The sequence below is a fragment of the uncultured Algibacter sp. genome, from assembly GCF_947490405.1.
Lineage (GTDB): Bacteria > Bacteroidota > Bacteroidia > Flavobacteriales > Flavobacteriaceae > Algibacter_B.
Genome location: NZ_CANLGU010000004.1, coordinates 297,107 through 318,073, shown reverse-complemented (window position 1 = coordinate 318,073; position 20,967 = coordinate 297,107). Strand labels below are relative to the sequence as shown.

Here is a 20,967-nt window from a genome sequence, read left to right as displayed (position 1 = left end):
TTATTAGATTCCTTTCAATGTGACGATACGCATTGTAATAAGTTACATAATAAATCAAAAAAAAAATCAAATTTTGCTTAAAACAAAAAGATTAGAAAAATTATATGTTTGATTATAAGACAAATTATCTATAAAGCCAAAGCATTTTCTAAGGCTAAAAGATGCGTGGTTTTATTACTATCATCTTTTAATGGGTATATTGCTATTTCGCACTTATAGGGCTTACCATCTTTTTTGTAATTGATAATTTCTTCTCTAAAATGCTGTTCTGATTTTATCTGAGTCCGCATGGCTTTTCTAGTTTCTGGAGATGATTTTTCTCCTTGAAGAAAATTAGGTTTTTTCCCAACTGCAAATTTCGCTGGATAACCCGTCATTACACTAAATCCTTTATTTACCCATTTAATGTCTTGATTGGCATCAGTAAGAATTAAGGCTTCAAATTTATTCTCGATAAGTAGTTCTTCAATATCTAGCGTCCAACCAAATTTTTCCTTGCAATCATTCAAAAATGCAATTTCTGTCTGTTTATTAAAGTTTTTAGCCTGTTCTGATAAGTACATCCCGTAGATGTCCCAACATAATAAAGGTGCTCGTAATGCAGTAGTTCTTTTCATTGCTCTTTTTTTTGTGCAAAGCCATAACGAAGCAAGATTAACTATTAAAACACCTTAATAGTTTATCGTTTAAATCTTAACTTGCTTCAAATCGCGAAAGCACGGTTTTATGATTATAAAGAAAGTGTCTGGCTTGTAATACACATTACTCACAGTTGCGCGACAGCTCGTGATTCTAACACGATTCCTTTTTATTTAGCAAAAGCTAAACCTTTATAATTGTTCAAAGATACTCAATTAAATTTTGAGTATGTAAAACTTACAAATCCTTATTGTAACGCTCTATCATTGCTTCTCTTGTTTCTGGAGTTTCTTTTGTGCCCAATTGATCTTTTAACATTTGCCCCATAGTTGGGAATGTATCGCGATTAATTTGCTCTGAGGCTTCCCATAATCTTGATCGCATAAAAGCTTTAGCACAATGCAAAAAAGATGCTTCAACAGAAACAACAACACAAGCTTTTGGCGGATTATTTTCTTCAATGAATAGATTTAAATAAGAGGATTTTGTAGATAAGAAAGCACTACCATTTATTCGAAGTGTTTCATCAACTCCCGGAATTAAAAATAATAAGCCTATTCTATGCGTCTCAATAATATTTGATATACTATCTACCCTATTATTGCCTTTAGCATCAGGAATTACAAGAGTTTTATCATCAATAACTTTTACAAATCCTTGGCTTCCTCCTCGGGGTGAGGCATCTTGTTTTCCATCAATACTTGATGTAGACATTACTAAAAATGGGGAGGTTTTAACAAAATTTATAGCGTGTTTTTCTAGATGATTTAGAACTTTATCTTTAGCTCTTCCTTTGGGATAGCCATATAATTCGCGAAGTTGAGATTCATTTTCAATTTTCATAATGAAGATGTTACTATAGTTACCAAATTTAATAAATTAATAAGGTCCTAAACCGTGTAAATTGGTTATTCGTCAAGTATTTATAAATCAAGTGATAATTATTATTTAAAATTACACGTTTTAATACTTTTTCAACTTGAAGCATTTAATAGTCGTATTCGCCTTATTCTTTACAAGTTTATGTAGTGCACAATTTATATCTGATGATGATAAATTGCATTTTGGTGCAGGTTTTTTAATATCAGGAGGAACCTATTCAATTGTTTATGCCAAAACCAAGAATAAGAAAAAAGCTTTCTGGTATAGCTTTGCAGCTTCAACTCTAGCTGGACTTTCCAAAGAAATTTATGATGGTTATATTATAGAGGGAAGGTTTGATACTGGAGAACTAGTAGCAACCACTCTTGGTGGTTTAACAGCCAGCACAACACTTGAAATATTTGTTGGCAAAAAGAAAAGCAAAAAGCGAAGAAATATAGCTCTAGTTAATTAACCAGACGTTTAATAATATCTTTAGTTGGTAAAATTGTAGTGGTATGCTCAATACTTGGGCCTGCTACCCAAACGGTTTTATAAGTCGCCTTTGTAGCTGCATTTTTAGTGGCATTCATTCCGATAGAAAAACGGATCATCTTTACCCATTTTTTAAGTTTCTTGTTTTTATTTAAAACGGACTCTAACCAGGTTTGTTTAGTTCCTATTTTTTGTACGTAAGGGGTATTAATCACGGTACATGGTGTGCCAGAAATACGCTCGGTCATCACAATATCATCAGCACCATAATCCACACAGGCTTGTTTGTATTCCTCAGTAACATTAGCTTCTTCTGATGCTATAAACGGACTTCCGACTGAGACGCCTTGGGCACCATAACTTAACATCTTATCTATATCAGCTTTACAACCAACGCCACCGGCAGAAATAACTGGGATACTGCAATTGGAACTCAATTCTTTTATTAAATCTTCTGGAGATGAATTACCTCGATGCCCACCAGCTTGATTATTCACAGCTATAATGGCATCTGCACCTAAATCTTCAACTTTCTTTGCAAACTTTAAGTCTACAACATCACAAAACACTTTAATACCAACTTTATGAGCTTGATTTATAGTTTCCTCAGGGCTTCCTAAAGAAGTAATAATAAAATCGCAACCTTCTTCACAGATTACCTCTAGTTGTCCTCTATACTTTACATTAGATTTATTTACAATTAAATTAAATCCAAATGAACCTCCTTCTGGTTTTGCTGCCTTTAATTCACGTATTGCTACTCGTAACTCATCTAATGTACGGTAGTTTAGTGCTGGAATACAACCCGCTATACCACCATTCATAGCCTCTTTAACCATAGCTACATTAGACACTAAAAACATTGGAGCTTGAATTATTGGGTATTTAATGTTTAATAGTTCTGTGAGTTTGGTTTGCATAATATAGATATAGATTTATACAAATATAATAAATATTATGCATGCATAATATTTATTGAATACACAATAAAAATGTTATGAAAGTGGTTAAGCTCTTAGATGATTATCATTTATAAATTTGCTCTACTCTACCACAGTTTAGCATGGCATCACCAAAATACGGGTTTAAAACTTTACTATCTAAACTCAACCAACTACCTCCTGTAAAATCATCAACACAATCACAATGTTGAACAAAAACTTTTGAGTCTAAACTTTTAATTTGTGAAAAGATTGAAATAAGATAGTCTGATAAAGGTTTAAAGGCTTTTCGCTGACTTTTAAGCGTTTTAGCATTGCTTATATTATTCAAATTCCTTTTTATTACATGGAGCTCTTTGCCTTCATTTTTAGTAGATTTTAAAAGTTTTTTTATCTCATCACCAAATACTTTCGCTTTAATGCCAGCTCTTGTAAAATCAGATTTAATTAAAGCATCCTTTAAATCGATATAATATTTTAACAAAGCTCTAAAATGATTCTCTGATTGAGCACTTAAATGAAATGCTGTCGCTTTTCCTTTTAAATCTTTTTCATCGTTATGATGATTCATCATAGGTTCATTTTCAGACATAGACATCATTGATTTTTTCCCTCCAAGTTCAGCTGTAGCGTCAACTGTGAAAGCACCTTGAGTTACAATAATATCGCCTTCAGAAACACCTTCTAAGACTTCATAATAATCTCCTATTCGTTTTCCTAGCCTTACTTCTGCCATTTCAAAAACCGATTCGTTTTCAAACGGCTTTACGTATACAACTGAGCGTTTACCCGTCCATAAAACTGCAGATTTTGGAATGTTAATTGAATTCTTGTTAGAACTTTTTGAACCCAATTGTGCTGTAACAAACATACCTGGTTTTAAAGTCCCTTCTCTATTATCTAAAACAACACGTATATTAATTGTACGACTTAATTCATCCATTATTGGTTCTATAAAATCAATTTTAGCTTTAATAAGTTTTTGACTTAAACCTTTTACATAAACTTTAATATCATCACCTTTTTTTAAACCGTTTAATTGGTTTTCATAGCAATCAAAAATAGCCCAAACCTTTCTTAGGTCTGAAGTTTTAAAAATAGCATCACCTTCTTTATAAAAATCGCCTTCTCTAGCCATAACTTCTGTAATTGTTCCAGAAACATCAGCATAAATAGGAAAGGTTTCTATAGTTTTTCCTGTTGAAATAATTGAGTCTATTAATGCATCTGGCACTTTCCATAATCCATCCGAATTTCTAGCAGCTGTAAATAATCTTTCGTGTGTTTTACGATATTTTACAGAATTTAAAAACTCATCTTGTGCTGGAATGAGTTCTGGTGAATAAATCATTCCTATTTTTTGCCCTTTATAAACTTTCTGCCCTACATAGTTAGTATATAGTTTTTCTATTCTTCCAGTAAAGATTGATGTTTGTATCCCATCTGTTTTAGTATTGGTGCTAATTTTACCCGACAATGTTGTACTTGAATTTTCATTTACATTTGAGCCTATAGTAAACGTTTCAATATTTGCTAAAGCAATGGCATCTTCTGACATTTTGAACTGAGATTGTGAAAATGTAGAGTTTTGAGCGGAGACATAAACCAAATCCATGGCACATAAGGGGCATTTCCCTTCAATTTCACTCTGCACTTTTGGGTGCATAGAACAGGTCCAACTTCCAGTATTCGCAGTGCTTTCATTTGTTTGATTTGATGTTGAGTCGTTATTAGACCCGAAAAACAGATACCCTAAAAACAATCCAATCAATAATATAATTATATATGAGACTATTTTTTGTTTCATATTATCTTGTTTTTATGTTATTAAAACTTATTTCTTTTTTCCAGCAATATAACAACGGAACTACAAATAACGTAATTAAAGCCATTATCATACCACCAAGACATGGTATAGCCATTGGCAACATTATACTAGCCCCTTTACCACTAGAGGTTAAAATTGGTAACAATGCTAAAATGGTTGTTGCAGTTGTCATTAAACAAGGACGTAATCTTTTTTTACCTGCCTCTAATACATTTGCTCTAATCTCTAAAATACTTTTTGTAGGTTTAGCATCGAAATTTTGTTTTAAATAAGTTGCCATAATTACACCATCATCAGTAGCAATACCAAATAATGCAATAAAACCTACCCAAACAGCCACACTTAAATTTACAGTATTCATATGAAACAGTTCTCGGAAATTAATTTCTCCAAAATTAAAATTCAAGAACCAAGATTGCCCATAAAACCAAATTAATATAAACCCTCCTGCAAAAGCAACTGTAATTCCAGAAAATACTATTAAAGATGTTGTAATAGATTTAAATTGTAAATAGAGTATCAATAAAATAATCACAAGACATATTGGAACAACTACGTTTAGCGTCTTTTGAGCATGTAAATGATCCTTGTAAGTACCACTAAATTCAAAATTCACACCTTTAGGTACTCTTAGATTACCTTCATTAATTTGTTTTTCTATGTCTTTTTTTGCTTTAGTTATAAGTGAAACTTCTGATATTTCACTCTTTTTGTCAAAAATCACATAGCTTACAATAAAACCATCTTCACTCTTTATACTTTGCGGACCTTTTTCATAACGTATAGAAACAAAACTATTCAACGGAACTTGCTCACCATTTGGAAGGTCAATAAAGATATTTTCTAAATCCTCAGGAGAGCTTCTTAATTCCCTTGGATATCTTACTCGTATGCCAAATGTTTCTCGGTCTTCAATAGTCTTAGAAATTATTTTTCCTCCTACAGCAACCTCAATATTGCTTTGAATTTTGTTTATAGACAGCCCATATTTAGCGATTTTTTTACGATTAATATCTAATAAGAGATAGGGTTTCCCTATAACTCTATCTGCGAAAACTGAGTTTATAATAACACCTTCTGTTTGTTTTAAAACACGTTCCAAATCCAATCCAAACTTTTCTACGTCCTCTAAGTTTTTACCTTTAATTTTCACTCCTAAATTACTTCGCATTCCCGTTTGAAGCATTACTAATCTGGTTTCAATGGGTTGAAGTTTTGGAGCAGATGTTACACCTGGTAGTCGGGTTACTTTTGCAATCTCTTTCCATATGTCATCTTCTCCTCTAATATGTTGTCTCCAGTTTCGATAATATTCGCCATTTTTATCTGGTATTAATTCATGCTTTTTAATACTAGTTCCAGAATCTACAAACCTACCTGAAGTAGTTTCAAATTGCCCATCATCATTTACCTTAAATTTTACTGGATTATTATCGTCATCCAAAATATATTCTGTTTTGTATGATATTAAATTTTCATACATGGACATAGGTGCGGGATCCAGAGCCGAATTTACTCTACCAGCTTTACCAACAACATATTCTACTTCTGGTATAGAAGCTACAGCGATATCTAATTTCTTAAGTACTTCAATATTTTCATTAACACTAGCATGAGGAAGTGATGTTGGCATTAACAGAAAATCTCCTTCCTCTAATCGAGGCATAAATTCCTTACCTGAATTTAGAAATATAATAAAACCCAAAAACACTATAACCACAGGAACACTAATTGCAATTCTTTTATGTTCAAGTATCCATTTTAAAAGCTTCTCATAATATTTACTAAAAATATAAAAAGGCAATACAACAGAAACCAAAAGGCACACTACAAACATTAGGTTTCCAAACCAACCTATACCAAAACCTAGTGGCCGCCAGTGTAATGCCAATAATAGAGAAACAGCCAGAACCACAGCCCCAAGCATTAAATATTTGTATTGGAGTTTATTAACTAGATTTCTGTATGATGCTAGAGCTATGAAACCAAATAATAAAGCAATTCCACCTGCCCATATTCCTGAAAACAAGGCTAAAACCCCTAAAACAGAAATGATAATTTCTAAAATATAATAATTAGTTCTTGTCTTCTTCTTTTTTAATAAAATAGTTGCAATTGTTGGAATAACAAACAAAGTAATTAGTATTGCAGAGAATAATGCTGCTGTTTTAGTAAACGCCAAAGGTGTAAAAAGTTTTCCTTCTACTCCTGATAATGCAAATACTGGTATAAAACTTATTATGGTTGTTAACCCAGCAGTTACAATAGCCCCAGAAACTTCTTTACTGGCATCTAAAACAATAACTTTCAAGGGTTTTTCTGGAAACTTCTGCTGAAGTCTAATAATATTTTCAGACAGGATTATTCCCATATCCACTATTGTTCCAATGGCTATTGCTATTCCTGAGAGCGCAACAATATTTGCCTCCACTTCAAACAATTTCATTATAATAAAAACTGCTAAAATTGTTAGAGGTAATAATCCTGATATTAAAAAAGCTACTTTTAAATTCCTAAGCATGATAATAACTATCAAAATGGTTATCAAAATCTCTAACCATAAAGCTTTGCTTAATGTATTTAATGAGGCTTTGATTAGGTTTGAACGATCATAAAAAGGAATGATTTTGAGTTTAGAAACGGTACCATCACTGAGTAGTTTTTCTGGTAAACCGTCACTTATCGTTCTAATTTTTTCCTTTATATTATCAGTTATTTGCATTGGATTTTCACCCTGAGTAACCGTAATAACACCTCCTACTACCTCTGCACCACCCTTATCTAAAACACCCCTTCTAGGAGCAGGACCAATAATAACATTAGCAATATCTTTAATAAAAACAGGTCTAAAATCATTTGATACAACACATGTGTTTTCTATATCTTCCAAAGATTTAACATAACCTAATCCGCGTACAAAGTATTCTACTTTATTAATTTCAACGGTTTGAGCTCCAATATCCCTATTACTATTTTTAACTGCCTGAACTACTTGTTCAAGAGTAATCCCAAACTGACGCATTAATTCTGGGTTTACATCAATTTGATATTCTTTTACGTAACCACCTATAGAAGAAACTTCTGAAACACCTTCTGTAGCGCTTAGGCTATTCTTTATATAAAAATCTTGAATTGTTCGAAGTTCTTCTAAATTCCAGCCACCAGCTACCTCACCTTTTTCATTTCTACCTTCTAACGTATACCAAAAAATTTGCCCTAATGCTGTTGCATCTGGCCCCAGTCTGGGTTTTACATCCTTGGGAAGAAGATTACTAGGAATAGCATTTAATTTTTCTAAAATTCTAGAACGTGACCAATAAAAATCGACATCATCTTGAAAAATAACATAAACCATGGAAACTCCCAACATTGAGTTACTCCTAACAGATTTAACTCCTGAAATTCCTAATAAGTTTGAAGTTAAAGGAAATGTAATTTGATCCTCAATATCTTGTGGAGATTGACCTCCCCATTCTGTAATAATGATTTGTTGGTTCTCACCTAAATTGGGAATAGCATCTACAGAAAGCTTATAATCAGATATTAATGAAGTTTTAGAATTAAATGGAGATATTACTATTCCAAAAAAGGTTATTAGAATAATAATGACAACTATAACTAGTTTATTTTCAACTAAATATTTAATACTTTTATTAAACACTTGATTAAATGAGGCTTTGGTTTATACAAATAAAATCTTATTAACTAAGAAAATCAAAAAAATAGCTCTTAATAGTACTTTTTATTCGTCAAACCACGATTAATAAGAATACTTTATAGTACAAAAGCGTGCAGTGGCTATGATATTGACTTTCTTTTACTAAAAAATAAATATTACTAAGGCATAATAGCTGATATTCATGCAGTTATATTTTAAACAATATTTTATAGTAATAAATATCTGGTTTTATGATATTTATCATTTTTTTATTATGCATGCATAGTTAATTTTGAGGTTAGAAAAAATAATCTATTATGAAAAATGTATTCTTAGGTTTAATTTTAATTGGATTTACCTTCCAAGTTAATGCACAAGCTGTTGAGTTACCTGAAACATTAATTTCAGTTAATTACAAATATTTAGATGCGGTAGCTTTAGACCATGTTCCTAATCGTGTTAAAAAATTAGAAGAAGAAGTACTAAATTATAAAAACGTAGAACAATCAAAACTTTACGATGACAAGCATGATACTTATACTGTATCCTTTTATGTTCCTGAAGGTAAAATAGTAGCCGCTTATGATATTCATGGAAAAATTATAAGAACTATTGAGAAATACAACAATGTAAGATTACCATTGGCTGTTATGCAATCTATTTCTAAACGATTTCCCAATTGGGGAATCGTTGAAGATGTCTATCTTATCAAATATCATTATAATGAGGATAACTTAAAACAAGAATACAAGGTGAAAATAAAAAATAATAACAAATTACTAACTGTAAAAACTAATGAAAAAGGGGAGTTTATTTAAAACTTAATCTTCAAATCTGTAATACCCACTTTTTAAATAAGCCCCTTCCGGAAACCCAACAGGATGATCAATATCATGTTGGGTTTTCAATTTTAATTTAAATGGTCGTTGCATTGACAATAGTACCTGATTATTAATATCAAAAAATGATTGTGCTTCAACTCTAGAAGAACAGGATGCTAAAACAAGAAGCCCTTTTTTTGAAGTCAATTTCACTCCTAGTTCAGCTAACTGAGCATACTTTTTCTTAGCCAAATCAATTTCACTTGCTTGTTTTGCAAAACTTGGAGGATCGATAACCACTACATCAAAAGTAATTTTGTTTTTAATCAGCTTTTTTAATTCTTTAAAAGCATCACCTGCTATAGTTTTATGAGTTCCAGAATAGGAGTTTAACTTTCCGTTTTGTACTGCTATATCTAAAGCCTGTTTACTTATATCTAAACTTGTAACTTCAGTAGCACCATTTGCTAAAGCATGTACTGAAAATCCTCCAGCATAACTGAATACATCCAACACTGTTTTTCCTTTACTCCACTCACCTACTTGTTTTCTGTTGGCACGATGGTCTAAAAAATAGCCTGTTTTATGACCTTTGATGACGTTTGCTGAAAATTTAACACCATGTTCTACAAATTCTACAACTTCATTTTCAAGTGTGCCGTAAACTACTTCTCCATTTTTTAGTTGGTGCAGTTTTGATTTTTCTAGCCCCCTGCTTAATCTCATAACTATAGTTTCAGCTTTTGATGTTCGTTGTAAACTTGGAATAATAGTTTCTAGATAAGGCAACCATATTTCAGAATAAATTTTGATTACCAAAACAGATGCATATACATCTGCAATTAACCCTGGAAAACCATCGTTTTCTCCAAATAGCAAGCGATAACTATTGGTGTTAGTTTTTAATAATAAACTACGTTTGTTAAAAGCTTCTTTAATTTTATTTTGAAAAAAAGCTGCATTTATTTCTACCCTTTCAGTACCAGAATACAGCATTTTTATTCGGATTGGTGAATTTGCATCATACAAACCTAAACCAATAACCCTATTTTTATTCTTACTAAATATAATGGCTAAATCTCCAGAAATCGCGTCGTCATTTATTTTAGTGATATTATTAGAAAACACCCAAGGGTGACCATGAACTACAAATTGTTCGCCTTTAGCATTTAGTTTTACTGCTAAACGTTTTGGATTATAATGTGGTGTTATCTGTGTTGAAAATGACATACGTTATATGTATGCACCAAAAGTATTGGTTTTATAGATATTAAAAAATTATCAATGCACCTTATATTTTTTAAATACAAAGTGCATCAATATTTATGAAACAAGAACTTCTAGTGTTTTATAACTTTTTTTATAACTTGATTTTCTTCATTATATATTTTAAAAAAGTACAAACCATCTGGTAAGTTAGAAATGTTAATTCTATGATTAATTAGCTCTAACTTTTGTTTTACTTTTATTCCTTTAGCATCAAACACATCAAAAGTATAAGAAGAGTTACTGTTTGCAAAAGTAATAATACCTCTTGTTGGATTGGGTGATATAGAAATATTATTATATGTTTCACTGTTTGTATGCAAAACACTGTTAGCAAAAACTCTACTACTTCCATTACTATAATTAAAAGCCAATAACTCATCCCAAATAAAATCTATTGTATTTTGAAAATTGGCTTGTACCAATCCGTTCACAGTATTAGGAATTGCATATGTAGATGGTGCTTTCTCTTCATAAATTGTCATGTAAGTTATTAAACTTGCTAAGAAATAAAGTGTTGGCTCTCCATGAGGGGCATTATCTTCATATAATTCTAAAATAGGGATTTGGCTTAAGGATGTATCAGTTAACAATTTACTTAATATTGGACCAACAGGTATCATTCTAACATTCTCATTTGGCCGTTCAGCTTGAACAAAATCTTGATAATCAACCCACCAGTTATGAAAGTTTCCAAGAGTATAATTATTATAGTTTTCAAACTCGGTCTCTGATGGTGGGAAACTTTCTCCTGCTATAAAACCAGCCATATCTGGCCAATTTTCATATATGTAAGTTACTGCATTCTCCTCTTGAGTATCAATCCAATCTATAATTTCTAAAGTTGCAGATACAGGAGATGTCGTCGAGTTTCCATGATAGTTAACATTTGATGGCTGATCTTGTACAAAATTTGCAGCTGTTAATAAAATAGTATTAAAATTTGCATCTGTAAAGTTTTGAGTATCTGAATCCCAAGCCGATGCCACTTCACTAAATCCCCATTGAGCTGTAGGTGGAAGATTTGCATGTTGTGGTAAAAAGCCATATTGTCCAGAAACTGAAACATTATGTCCTGCTTCTTGAGCTAATAAATGTAACCAGTGAGGTACTGTAGTTTCATCAGAATCTGTGGCATGAACAATAAGACTATGTCCAAAAACATACATAGTTTTATCCTGTTGAGCTATTGTTTTACTTGAAACAACAAGGCATAGTAATGCTAAGATTAATTGTAGTAGGTTTTTCATGTATTAAATTTTTAAGATTTGGTATTTATATATATAACAAACTACTTTAAAAAAAACCTACCACTGTATTTGATAAAAAAAGAGGCTACCATTTCTGATAGCCTCTTTTTGAGATATTGTACTATAAATTTTTCTTACTCTTTAATAAATTTAAATGAAGAACCACTTTCTAAAACAAGAAAATACATACCCGCAGCTAATCTAGAAACATCAACAGAATTAAAATCCCCCGTTATAGCTTTTGTATCTAAAAGTTTTCCATGAACATCATATATATGTGCTTCTTTATCTGTTATATTAGCTTTGATATTAATAGCTAAACGTGCTGGATTTGGATATACAGAAGTACTAGCTTTATTAAAATTACTACTTGATAATGTAGTAGCAGAATTTAAAGTTAAATCGTCAATAAAGAAAGAATAAGCACCACTAGTAGGTTCAGCAGGGTTAAACTGTAAGGTAGGATAAACTCCAGATCCACCATTAGATGTTGTTAAATTAGCTTCTACTAACTGCCAGTCACCATTTCCTGTATAAGTAATATCGCCACTATGGAAAGGTTCTGCATTAGGATCACTGTTTGCTGCTTGAATATTTACACTAGTGTTGTTCTGTGCAGAACGCATTAAGAATGAGAAAAATGGTTCAGCATTAAGATCAAAAGTATTCCTAAATATAATTCTATAAGAACCAAATCCATCAGCAGTAACGTTAACATTTACCTCTCTAACTCTAGCCGAACCGTTTGTAGCATCAACAGAAGGATTAGCTTCATAAGGAGGGTTTAAAAACCTATTATTACCATTGGTTACTCTACCGAAACTAAAATCGTTTGATACCTCACCAGTATCTGGGTCAAAAGATTGGTTCTCAAAATCAAGAAGCAAAGTCTGTGCGAATGTAGCACCAGTAAATAAGAATAATAAAATAATTGTAATTTTTTTCATATTAGTTAAATTTTAAAGATTAATTAATTCCAAACCTTGAGAAAACAAAATTCAGCTTTAGCTAATTTATAGCCGTTAACTAATAGATATTAGAACAAATAGAGCATATAGTATAAATATGCCACCATATTAGGGTTAATTGTCTAAAAAACTGCTATGGTATTTATTTAATGAGAAGATGAACACTAAATACAAGATTATACTTTTTAATAAAATAGAACTTTTAAAATACAGATTGCTGCTCTTATTTACTATAAATTAAATAGATGTAGATTACTAAAATAAAAAAACGCAACCATTTTGGTTGCGTTTTTTACTATTATTTGATGAGATTCTTGCCTTTTCAGGAATTACACATTCTTACTTCACTTCCTCAAAGTCTACATCCTCAACATCATTACCTTCAGCTTGAGCTTGCTCACCTGCTCCTGCATCAGGACCTGGTTGTGCACCACCTTGGGCTTCTGCCTGTGCTTTGTACATTTCTTCAGATGCTACTTTCCAAGCTTCATTTATTTTATCTAAAGCAGGTGTAATAACCTCTATATCTTTAGTTTCATAAGCTTTTTTAAGTTCTTCTAAAGCTTCTTCAATTGGTTTTTTCTTATCATCAGATAATTTATCACCAAACTCTTCTAATTGCTTTTCAGTTTGGAAAATCATAGAATCAGCTTCATTTAATTTCTGAGCATTTTCTGCTGCAGCTTTATCCGCTTCAGCATTTGCTTCAGCATCTGCTTTCATTTTCTCGATTTCCTCTTCACTTAAACCAGAAGATGCTTCAATTCTAATATCTTGTTTCTTACCAGTCGCTTTATCTTCAGCCGATACTTTAATGATACCATTAGCATCAATATCAAACGTTACTTCAATTTGTGGTGTTCCACGTCTTGCTGGTGGAATATCACTTAAATGGAAACGTCCAATAGTTTTATTGTCTGCTGCCATAGCACGCTCACCTTGCAATACGTGAATTTCTACTGACGGTTGATTATCTGCTGCTGTCGAAAATACTTGAGATTTCTTAGTAGGAATCGTAGTATTCGCATCAATTAACTTAGTAAATACATTACCCATAGTTTCAATACCAAGAGATAATGGTGTTACATCAAGCAATAATACATCTTTAACATCTCCAGTTAATACACCTCCTTGGATACCAGCTCCTAGAGATACAACTTCATCAGGATTTACACCTTTGCTTGGTGCTTTTCCGAAGAATTTCTCAACCGCTGCTTGTACTGCAGGAATACGTGTAGAACCACCTACTAAAATAACTTCGTCAATATCAGATTTTGATAAACCTGCTGCTTTTAATGCAGACTCACACGGCTCAATCGTACGTTTTACTAAATCGTCAATTAATTGCTCGAATTTAGAACGTGTTAATGTACGTACTAAGTGCTTTGGTCCACTAGCAGTTGCCGTAATATAAGGCAAGTTAATCTCTGTTTGTGCAGAAGACGATAATTCAATCTTAGCCTTTTCAGCAGCTTCTTTTAAACGTTGTAAAGACATTGGGTCTTTACGTAAATCCATATTCTCATCAGCTTGAAACTCATCAGCTAACCAGTTTATGATTTTCTCATCAACATCATCACCACCTAAATGTGTATCACCATCTGTAGAAAGTACTTCAAATACCCCATCACCTAATTCAAGGATAGATACATCGTGTGTTCCTCCACCAAAGTCAAAAACCACTATTTTTTGGTCAGTCCCTTTTTTATCCATACCATATGCTAAAGCAGCAGCGGTAGGTTCATTAATAATACGTTCTACTTTTAAACCAGCAATTTCACCAGCTTCTTTAGTAGCTTGACGCTGAGAATCATTAAAATAAGCAGGCACTGTAATTACAGCTCTACTTACATCAGTTCCTAAATAATCTTCAGCCGTTTTCTTCATTTTTTGAAGAATCATAGCCGATAATTCTTGTGGCGTATATAAACGCCCATCAATATCCACTCTAGGTGTGTCGTTATCTCCTTTTACCACTTTATATGGTACACGTTCTGCTTCTTTCTTAGACTCAGAATATTTATTACCCATAAAACGTTTAATAGAATAAACTGTTTTTGTTGGGTTTGTTACTGCTTGTCTTTTCGCTGGATCACCAACCTTAATCTCTCCTCCTTCTACAAAGGCAATCACCGATGGCGTAGTACGCTTGCCCTCCGCGTTTGGGATTACAACAGGCTCATTACCTTCCATCACAGAAACACAAGAGTTAGTTGTTCCTAAATCGATTCCAATAATTTTACTCATAATATATCTTTTATTGTTTATAGATTCCCGTTTTCACAGAAACATTGTGTTTATTTTTAATTATCGGAAAGTATAAGTCAATCTTTATGCCAATACAAAAAGTGTGACATAGTGTCATACTTCTTTAATATAATAGTCACAGTAACAGATATCAGAGTATGTTAATGTCATTTTTTTTGCAAACTCAAAGGAGTGAATTTTTACTCATAGTTCATATTTTAAATCAATGAATTCATGAATATCAATATTTCAATACTCAACCCCTTACAAAGGTTGATTCAGAAAAGTCAGCAATTAAAATAAACCTTTAACCTCAAGATTATTGATTGCAGGTAGAACGCCTTCGCGTATCAATCAAATAAATAATCTCCCAAGTATTACCGTTTTTAAATAACTGAAAAGAGTTAACACCACAATGGCTAAATTCACCATTAAACCAAAATTCGTATGGCGTCCAAGCATTAGCCATGTTGCCATCCACTTGTATACTGTAGTCTAACAAACGTTCATCCCATTTTTGGTCGTCTGGTCTATCAGCAATAGCATTAATAAGTTTATTGGGGTTATCAGTTACCAAAATATCTTTACCTTCTTTATTTCTATAGGCTGTTTGCATCAAAATTTTATCCGCCATAACAGATTTCATTAAAGCGGTATCACCTTTATGAAAACCTTCAAAAAAAGTATCAACGGAAGCTTTTACAAGTGTGTCTTCATGGGTTTGTCCAATTGAAGTAGAAGTAATCAGTAATGCTATATAAAATATTATTCGAGCCATGGTTTTTGGTTTTTTGCTAAAATAACTGATATCTAAGCCTATAGATTCCCTTTAAAGAAAAGTTTAACAGTATCTTCTTATTTTGTGTATTTTTACGTGCTAACTAATTACAAAAATAACATGTCTACTGCCAAAAAAGAATATAAACGTGTAACAGTAAAATCACTTGTTGATATGAAAGCTACGGGTGAAAAAATATCAATGCTTACCGCATACGATTATACCATGGCAAAAATTGTGGATAGCGCTGGAGTTGATGTAATCTTAGTAGGCGACTCTGCTAGTAATGTAATGGCTGGACATGAAACTACCTTACCAATTACCTTAGACCAAATGATTTATCATGCATCATCGGTTGTACGGGCTATTTATAGAGCACTTATTGTTGTAGACTTACCTTTTGGAAGTTACCAAAGTGATCCTAAAGAAGCACTGCGTTCGGCAATTAGAATCATGAAAGAAAGTGGTGCACATTCTGTAAAACTTGAAGGTGGTAAGGAAATCAAAGAATCTATAAAACGAATCTTAAACGCTGGTATTCCTGTAATGGGCCATTTAGGTTTAACACCTCAATCTATATATAAATTTGGAACATATACTGTTCGTGCTAAAGAAGAACAAGAAGCAGAACAATTATTAGAGGATGCTAAAATGTTAGAAAAATTAGGATGCTTTGCTATTGTTTTAGAAAAAATACCTGCGAAACTTGCTAAACAAGTTGCAGAAAGCGTAAGTATTCCTATAATAGGTATAGGTGCTGGATCTGAAGTTGACGGACAAGTTTTAGTATTGCATGATATGATTGGTATGACGCATGAGTTTAATCCTAGATTTTTAAGACGATACTTAAATTTATATGAAGAGATGTCCACGGCTATTTCTCAATATGTAGATGATGTAAAAACTCAAGATTTTCCTAACGAGAGTGAATCATACTAGTGCAAAAAACGCATTCAAATAAAAGCAATCTTCAAGTCTTATATGAAGACAACCACATCATCATTATAAACAAACGTGCTGGTGATATCGTTCAAGGTGATAAAACGGGAGATAAACCACTTAGTGATGTTGTGAAGGAATTTATCAAAGACAAATACAACAAACCAGGAAACGTGTATTTAGGAACTGTACATCGCTTAGACAGACCTACTAGTGGTCTAGTGATTTTTGCAAAAACGAGCAAAGTACTTCCTAGACTAAATAAATTATTCCTTTCTAAAGACATAAAAAAAACCTATTGGGCCATCGTTAAAAACGAACCACCTAAGCACGAGGATACGCTTATAAATTGGCTCGTTAAAAACCCTAAAAACAATAAATCTAGAGCTTACTCCAAAGAGGTTACTAATAGTAAAAAAGCGATTCTACATTATCAAGTTATAAAAAAGTTAGATAACTATTATTTACTAGAAGTTAATCTAGAAACGGGAAGGCACCATCAAATTCGCGTTCAATTATCAAATATAGGGTGCCCTATAAAGGGTGATTTAAAATACGGTTTTGATAGAAGTAACAAAGATGCCAGTATAAGTTTACATGCCAAACATATTGAGTTTATTCATCCTGTAAAAAAGGCATCTATTTCAATAGATGCCCCTTTACCAAATGATGCTATTTGGAACGCTTGTTTAGTTTAATTTAAATACCTTTAGAAAAAGCTTTACTATTGAATACCCTACCCAATATAATAAAGAATCAACGAAGATTTTTCAAGTCTCAACAAACAAAGGATGTTACTTACAGGCTAAAGCTTTTAAAAACTTTAAAAAAAGAAATTTTAGAGCATGAACAAAACATATTTGATGCTTTAAAAAAAGATTTTAGAAAATCAGAATTCGAATCTTACCTAAGTGAATTTGGATTAGTTATTGCAGAATTAAATCTGGCTATAAAAAATCTAAAAAAGTGGTCGAAACCAAAACGTATTAAATCCTCGCTTTTAACCTTTCCTTCAAAAGATTATATCTATAAAGAGCCCTATGGAACTGTTTTAGTTATTGCACCTTGGAATTATCCTTTTCTTCTAGCTATGGAACCTTTAATCATGGCTATAGCTGCTGGAAATACAGTGGTATTAAAACCTAGTGAACTTACAAAGCATACATCAAAAGTAATCACTAAAATTATTCAAAATACTTTCACTAAAACAATGGCTATTTCTATTGAAGGCGGTATAGAAACTTCAGCAGCATTGTTAGCGGAACAATGGGATTATATTTTCTTTACAGGCAGTACAAAAGTTGGAAAAATTATAGCTCAGGCTGCAGCAAAACACCTAACACCAGTAACTCTAGAACTTGGAGGGAAATCACCATGTATTGTAGATGACACTGTAAACTTAAAACTTGTGGCTAGAAGATTGGTTTGGGGAAAGCTCTTAAATGGTGGACAAACCTGTATTGCAGCAGATTATGTAATTGCTAAATCTAATATTAAGCATAAGCTGATTGATGCATTGAAAACAGAAATAATTCGACGTTATGGTAAAAACTCAAAATTATCGCCAGATTTGCCTCGAATTATTAATACAAAAAATACCAAAAGGCTTGCAGATTTATTAAAAGACACAAATATTGTTTTTGGAGGTGAAGTTGATATTGATGAGTGTTATGTCTCTCCAACAATTGTAGATTCACCAAGCTTAGATAGTAAAATCATGCAAGAAGAAATCTTCGGACCTATTTTACCTATACTAACTTATGAGACTAATGAAGATATGGAGCAAATAATATGGAGTTTAGAACGACCACTATCGTTATATGTGTTTTCAAACCAAAAGTCGTTTGTTAAAGAAGTCATTGAGAAATTTAGTTATGGTGGCGGAGTTATTAATGATCTATTGATTCATTTTGGAAACCACCGACTACCATTTGGGGGTATTGGCGCCAGTGGCATGGGCAAATACCACGGTAAGCATGGGTATGATACTTTTTCAAATATAAAGCCAATTATTAAGCGAAGTAATTGGTTTGACCCTTCATTTAGATATGCTCCTTATAAAGGGAAAATGTATTTACTAAAAAAAGTTTTTAAGTATTTCGGGTAATCAATTTAAAGGGTAGTCTAAAACTAATTGAACACCTTTATTGGGTTTAGAATGTAAATTTAAAGTAGCACCAATTAAAGTTGCTCTACTCTTCATGTTAATTAAACCAGAACCTTGTTCAATTTCTTTCATATCAAAACCTTTGCCATCATCAGATGCAGTAATAATTATACTTTCAGGCTTATAATCTAAAGTAATAGCGATGTTTTTGGCTTCAGAATATTTTACAGAATTCGATAAAAATTCTTGAAGAATTCTAAAGATAATAATTTCGTGTTTTCGGTCTTTAAAATCAACTTTATCACCCATAATTTTGAGTTCAGCAGAGGTGAATTTCATCTTTTTCATTCTGTCTAACTCATTGGTTATAGACTTCTCAAAACCGATATTTAAAATCACATCGTTATTTAATGTTTTTGAAAGTGCTCTAACCTCTTTTAAACCATTACTGAGCGCCTCAGAAGTATCTTTAAACTTATCCCTAACATCATCCGCAACTTGCATTTTTAAAATACTTAACTGCATACTAGCAAAAGACAATAATTGCCCAACATTATCGTGCAACTCCCAGCCAATGTTTTTTAAGGTTTGCTCTTGAGCCTCAGTTTGTGCTTGAACTATTTCTGCTTCAAAAGCTTGTTGTTGTTTCATTTTATCTTGTAAAAGTTTGTTTTTCCGCCTTTGAAAAACTATAAAAAACACTATAACAAGTGAAGTAATGATAATTAATACCATTATCATATATACTAATAAATAACGTTCAGAAGCTGTACTAGCTAATCTTTCTGTGGTCTGCACCATATTAAAGCAAAGGTAAAAGTTGAATACATTAAAATATTAGCAAATAAATAAATTTGCCACCTTAGAAAAATAAAATTCCAATCTGAATTGGACATATATATATCATAAAATACGATTGGAGTTACAATTAACCACCAAATAAATATAGCAGCACTGATATAAAAGTTTAATGATTTATAAAAAATTAATATTTTCTCACTTTGTAATATTTCAATAAAATAAAATACCGAACATAAAAAAATAATGATCGCTCCTAAAACACTAATTATTGGAAAAAAAGTATTGAAATAGGCTTCCCAGTTTAAAATAATATAACTGACCGAAAACAGTAAAAACAAAATCCCACCATACCTAACTAATTTTTTACTCGTTTTATTAGATAAAATTTTAAAGTAATAAAATGAAAAAAAAACTGGCGCTCCTATCTTCCAAAATAATGTAAAAAACCAATAGTTTTGTTCAAGCGGTGTACCTTCTAAAAAATTAAGAAAACTATCATTTCTTATATACTTTGAGTAACTACCCAAAAAATCGCAAAAAAAAAGAAAAACTAAAAACCATATAAAATATTTAGCGGCAGTTGATCTATACCTTGTATAAAGTAATAAACCAGTAACAGCCGCCAAAATTTCTACACTAATTGTAATTGTATTTTTGTATTCTAATAAAAAATCATTCATTAAAGTTAATATGGGTACTTTTATTTTCTATTAAGTTGGTTTAAATTTATTAAAAAAAAGTCATAATATTTGACTTATAAAATACACTAGTTTAGATTTATTGAGGATACCCATTTGGCCCTCCATTTCCTTCATTTAAAGGCGGTGCAGGAATATCATCTTCTTTAACACTAAGACTAATACTTAAAGCACTTGCTTTTGAGGTATTCCTTGGTCCTGTTGGCACAATAAACATTGTATTTCTATTCTTTTTTATAGGGTCTTTTACATTACCGTAATTCCCTAAATATACTCTAATACCTGTCATAGTATAACCTAAATTATGAGATTCTGTTTTAGCATAATCCAAATATTCGTTTATTTCATCTAAAGACCACCAAACAGAACGAATTTTCTTTTTGGAGCCTTCAACCTCTAAAGTAGAATCTACTTCGGTTGGATTTCTTTGCTCCCAGTTTTTACTTAAAATTTTAGCTTGTGCTACAGAAATGGTATCTTTTGGTGCTTTAACTTCTATATCCATTGTCGTCATATCCATATCACCATGCCTTGGGCAAAAGTAATACGTTAATACAGCTCCAATAATAAATCCAATAATAATAGGTCCTAATTTTTTCATATTTAATAATATTTAGTTAATAATAGCTTCCCTAAAGTAACAAAAAGTTTTATTATGTACGATTTTATT

The 20,967-nt window shown here is 31.8% G+C and carries 18 protein-coding genes and 1 riboswitch; of the genes, 5 read left to right on the top strand and 13 right to left on the bottom strand.

The window, feature by feature from the left end; all coding sequences use genetic code 11:
- Nucleotides 1-128 precede the first annotated feature (128 nt).
- Both Q0772_RS11150 and Q0772_RS11145 read right to left on the bottom strand, forming a co-directional pair.
- Nucleotides 129-617 carry a PAS domain-containing protein gene (locus Q0772_RS11150; RefSeq protein WP_298344425.1) on the bottom strand — a complete coding sequence of 163 codons (489 nt, stop codon included), beginning with the start codon at nt 615-617 and terminating at the stop codon, nt 129-131.
- A 101-nt stretch (nt 618-718) separates the two neighbouring features.
- A riboswitch (cobalamin riboswitch) is annotated at nt 719-848 on the bottom strand.
- Nucleotides 849-876: 28 nt separating this feature from the next.
- Nucleotides 877-1,482, bottom strand: a complete 606-nt coding sequence (locus tag Q0772_RS11145; RefSeq protein ID WP_298344422.1) for an MSMEG_1061 family FMN-dependent PPOX-type flavoprotein — start codon at nt 1,480-1,482, stop codon at nt 877-879.
- A gap of 136 nt (nt 1,483-1,618) precedes the next feature.
- On the opposite strand from Q0772_RS11145, the gene Q0772_RS11140 reads away from it, so the two are divergent.
- Nucleotides 1,619-1,975 carry a hypothetical protein gene (locus Q0772_RS11140; protein WP_298344419.1) on the top strand — a complete coding sequence of 119 codons (357 nt, stop codon included), beginning with the start codon at nt 1,619-1,621 and terminating at the stop codon, nt 1,973-1,975.
- Here the strand turns inward: Q0772_RS11140 and Q0772_RS11135 are convergent.
- The 3 genes from Q0772_RS11135 to Q0772_RS11125 all read right to left on the bottom strand — a co-directional run bounded on the left by Q0772_RS11135 (nt 1,968) and on the right by Q0772_RS11125 (nt 8,425).
- Nucleotides 1,968-2,915, bottom strand: coding sequence for a nitronate monooxygenase (locus Q0772_RS11135; protein ID WP_298344416.1), 948 nt, complete (start codon nt 2,913-2,915; stop codon nt 1,968-1,970). The two genes, Q0772_RS11140 and Q0772_RS11135, sit on opposite strands and share 8 nt — an antisense overlap.
- Before the next feature lie 106 nt (nt 2,916-3,021).
- Nucleotides 3,022-4,743 carry an efflux RND transporter periplasmic adaptor subunit gene (locus Q0772_RS11130; protein WP_298344413.1) on the bottom strand — a complete coding sequence of 574 codons (1,722 nt, stop codon included), beginning with the start codon at nt 4,741-4,743 and terminating at the stop codon, nt 3,022-3,024.
- 1 nt (nt 4,744) lies between these two features.
- On the bottom strand, nt 4,745-8,425 hold the full coding sequence (locus Q0772_RS11125; RefSeq protein ID WP_298344410.1) for an efflux RND transporter permease subunit: 3,681 nt from the start codon (nt 8,423-8,425) through the stop codon (nt 4,745-4,747).
- A 314-nt stretch (nt 8,426-8,739) separates the two neighbouring features.
- On the opposite strand from Q0772_RS11125, the gene Q0772_RS11120 reads away from it, so the two are divergent.
- Nucleotides 8,740-9,240, top strand: coding sequence for a nicotinate-nucleotide adenylyltransferase (locus Q0772_RS11120; RefSeq protein ID WP_298344408.1), 501 nt, complete (start codon nt 8,740-8,742; stop codon nt 9,238-9,240).
- Nucleotides 9,241-9,243: 3 nt separating this feature from the next.
- Here the strand turns inward: Q0772_RS11120 and Q0772_RS11115 are convergent, their stop codons facing one another.
- The 5 genes from Q0772_RS11115 to Q0772_RS11095 form a co-directional block, all read right to left on the bottom strand.
- Nucleotides 9,244-10,473, bottom strand: coding sequence for a class I SAM-dependent rRNA methyltransferase (locus tag Q0772_RS11115; RefSeq protein WP_298344405.1), 1,230 nt, complete (start codon nt 10,471-10,473; stop codon nt 9,244-9,246).
- 110 nt (nt 10,474-10,583) lie between these two features.
- Nucleotides 10,584-11,759, bottom strand: coding sequence for a T9SS type A sorting domain-containing protein (locus tag Q0772_RS11110; protein WP_298344402.1), 1,176 nt, complete (start codon nt 11,757-11,759; stop codon nt 10,584-10,586).
- 134 nt (nt 11,760-11,893) lie between these two features.
- Nucleotides 11,894-12,706 carry a T9SS type A sorting domain-containing protein gene (locus tag Q0772_RS11105; RefSeq protein ID WP_298344399.1) on the bottom strand — a complete coding sequence of 271 codons (813 nt, stop codon included), beginning with the start codon at nt 12,704-12,706 and terminating at the stop codon, nt 11,894-11,896.
- 360 nt (nt 12,707-13,066) lie between these two features.
- Complete coding sequence (gene dnaK / locus Q0772_RS11100) at nt 13,067-14,974, bottom strand: molecular chaperone DnaK (protein ID WP_298344396.1); 1,908 nt, start codon at nt 14,972-14,974, stop codon at nt 13,067-13,069.
- Nucleotides 14,975-15,293: 319 nt separating this feature from the next.
- Nucleotides 15,294-15,752 (bottom strand): nuclear transport factor 2 family protein, encoded by a 459-nt coding sequence (locus Q0772_RS11095; RefSeq protein WP_298344393.1) that lies wholly within the window; start codon nt 15,750-15,752, stop codon nt 15,294-15,296.
- A 120-nt stretch (nt 15,753-15,872) separates the two neighbouring features.
- On the opposite strand from Q0772_RS11095, the gene panB reads away from it, so the two are divergent.
- The 3 genes from panB to Q0772_RS11080 are packed head-to-tail and all read left to right on the top strand — an operon-like array spanning nt 15,873 to nt 18,798.
- On the top strand, nt 15,873-16,691 hold the full coding sequence (panB, locus tag Q0772_RS11090) for a 3-methyl-2-oxobutanoate hydroxymethyltransferase (protein ID WP_298344390.1): 819 nt from the start codon (nt 15,873-15,875) through the stop codon (nt 16,689-16,691).
- Nucleotides 16,691-17,389, top strand: a complete 699-nt coding sequence (locus Q0772_RS11085) for an RluA family pseudouridine synthase (RefSeq protein ID WP_298344387.1) — start codon at nt 16,691-16,693, stop codon at nt 17,387-17,389. The genes panB and Q0772_RS11085 overlap by 1 nt, the downstream gene beginning before the upstream one ends.
- A gap of 29 nt (nt 17,390-17,418) precedes the next feature.
- Nucleotides 17,419-18,798, top strand: coding sequence for an aldehyde dehydrogenase (locus tag Q0772_RS11080; protein ID WP_298344384.1), 1,380 nt, complete (start codon nt 17,419-17,421; stop codon nt 18,796-18,798).
- On the opposite strand, the gene Q0772_RS11075 is transcribed toward Q0772_RS11080, so the two are convergent.
- From Q0772_RS11075 to Q0772_RS11065, 3 genes are all read right to left on the bottom strand, one after another.
- Entirely contained in the window at nt 18,799-19,449 is a 651-nt protein-coding gene (locus Q0772_RS11075; RefSeq protein ID WP_298344381.1) for an ATP-binding protein, read from the bottom strand.
- Nucleotides 19,450-19,574: 125 nt separating this feature from the next.
- Nucleotides 19,575-20,279 (bottom strand): hypothetical protein, encoded by a 705-nt coding sequence (locus Q0772_RS11070; protein ID WP_298344379.1) that lies wholly within the window; start codon nt 20,277-20,279, stop codon nt 19,575-19,577.
- 97 nt (nt 20,280-20,376) lie between these two features.
- Nucleotides 20,377-20,898 (bottom strand): hypothetical protein, encoded by a 522-nt coding sequence (locus Q0772_RS11065; RefSeq protein ID WP_298344376.1) that lies wholly within the window; start codon nt 20,896-20,898, stop codon nt 20,377-20,379.
- Between the last annotated feature and the right edge of the window lie 69 nt (nt 20,899-20,967).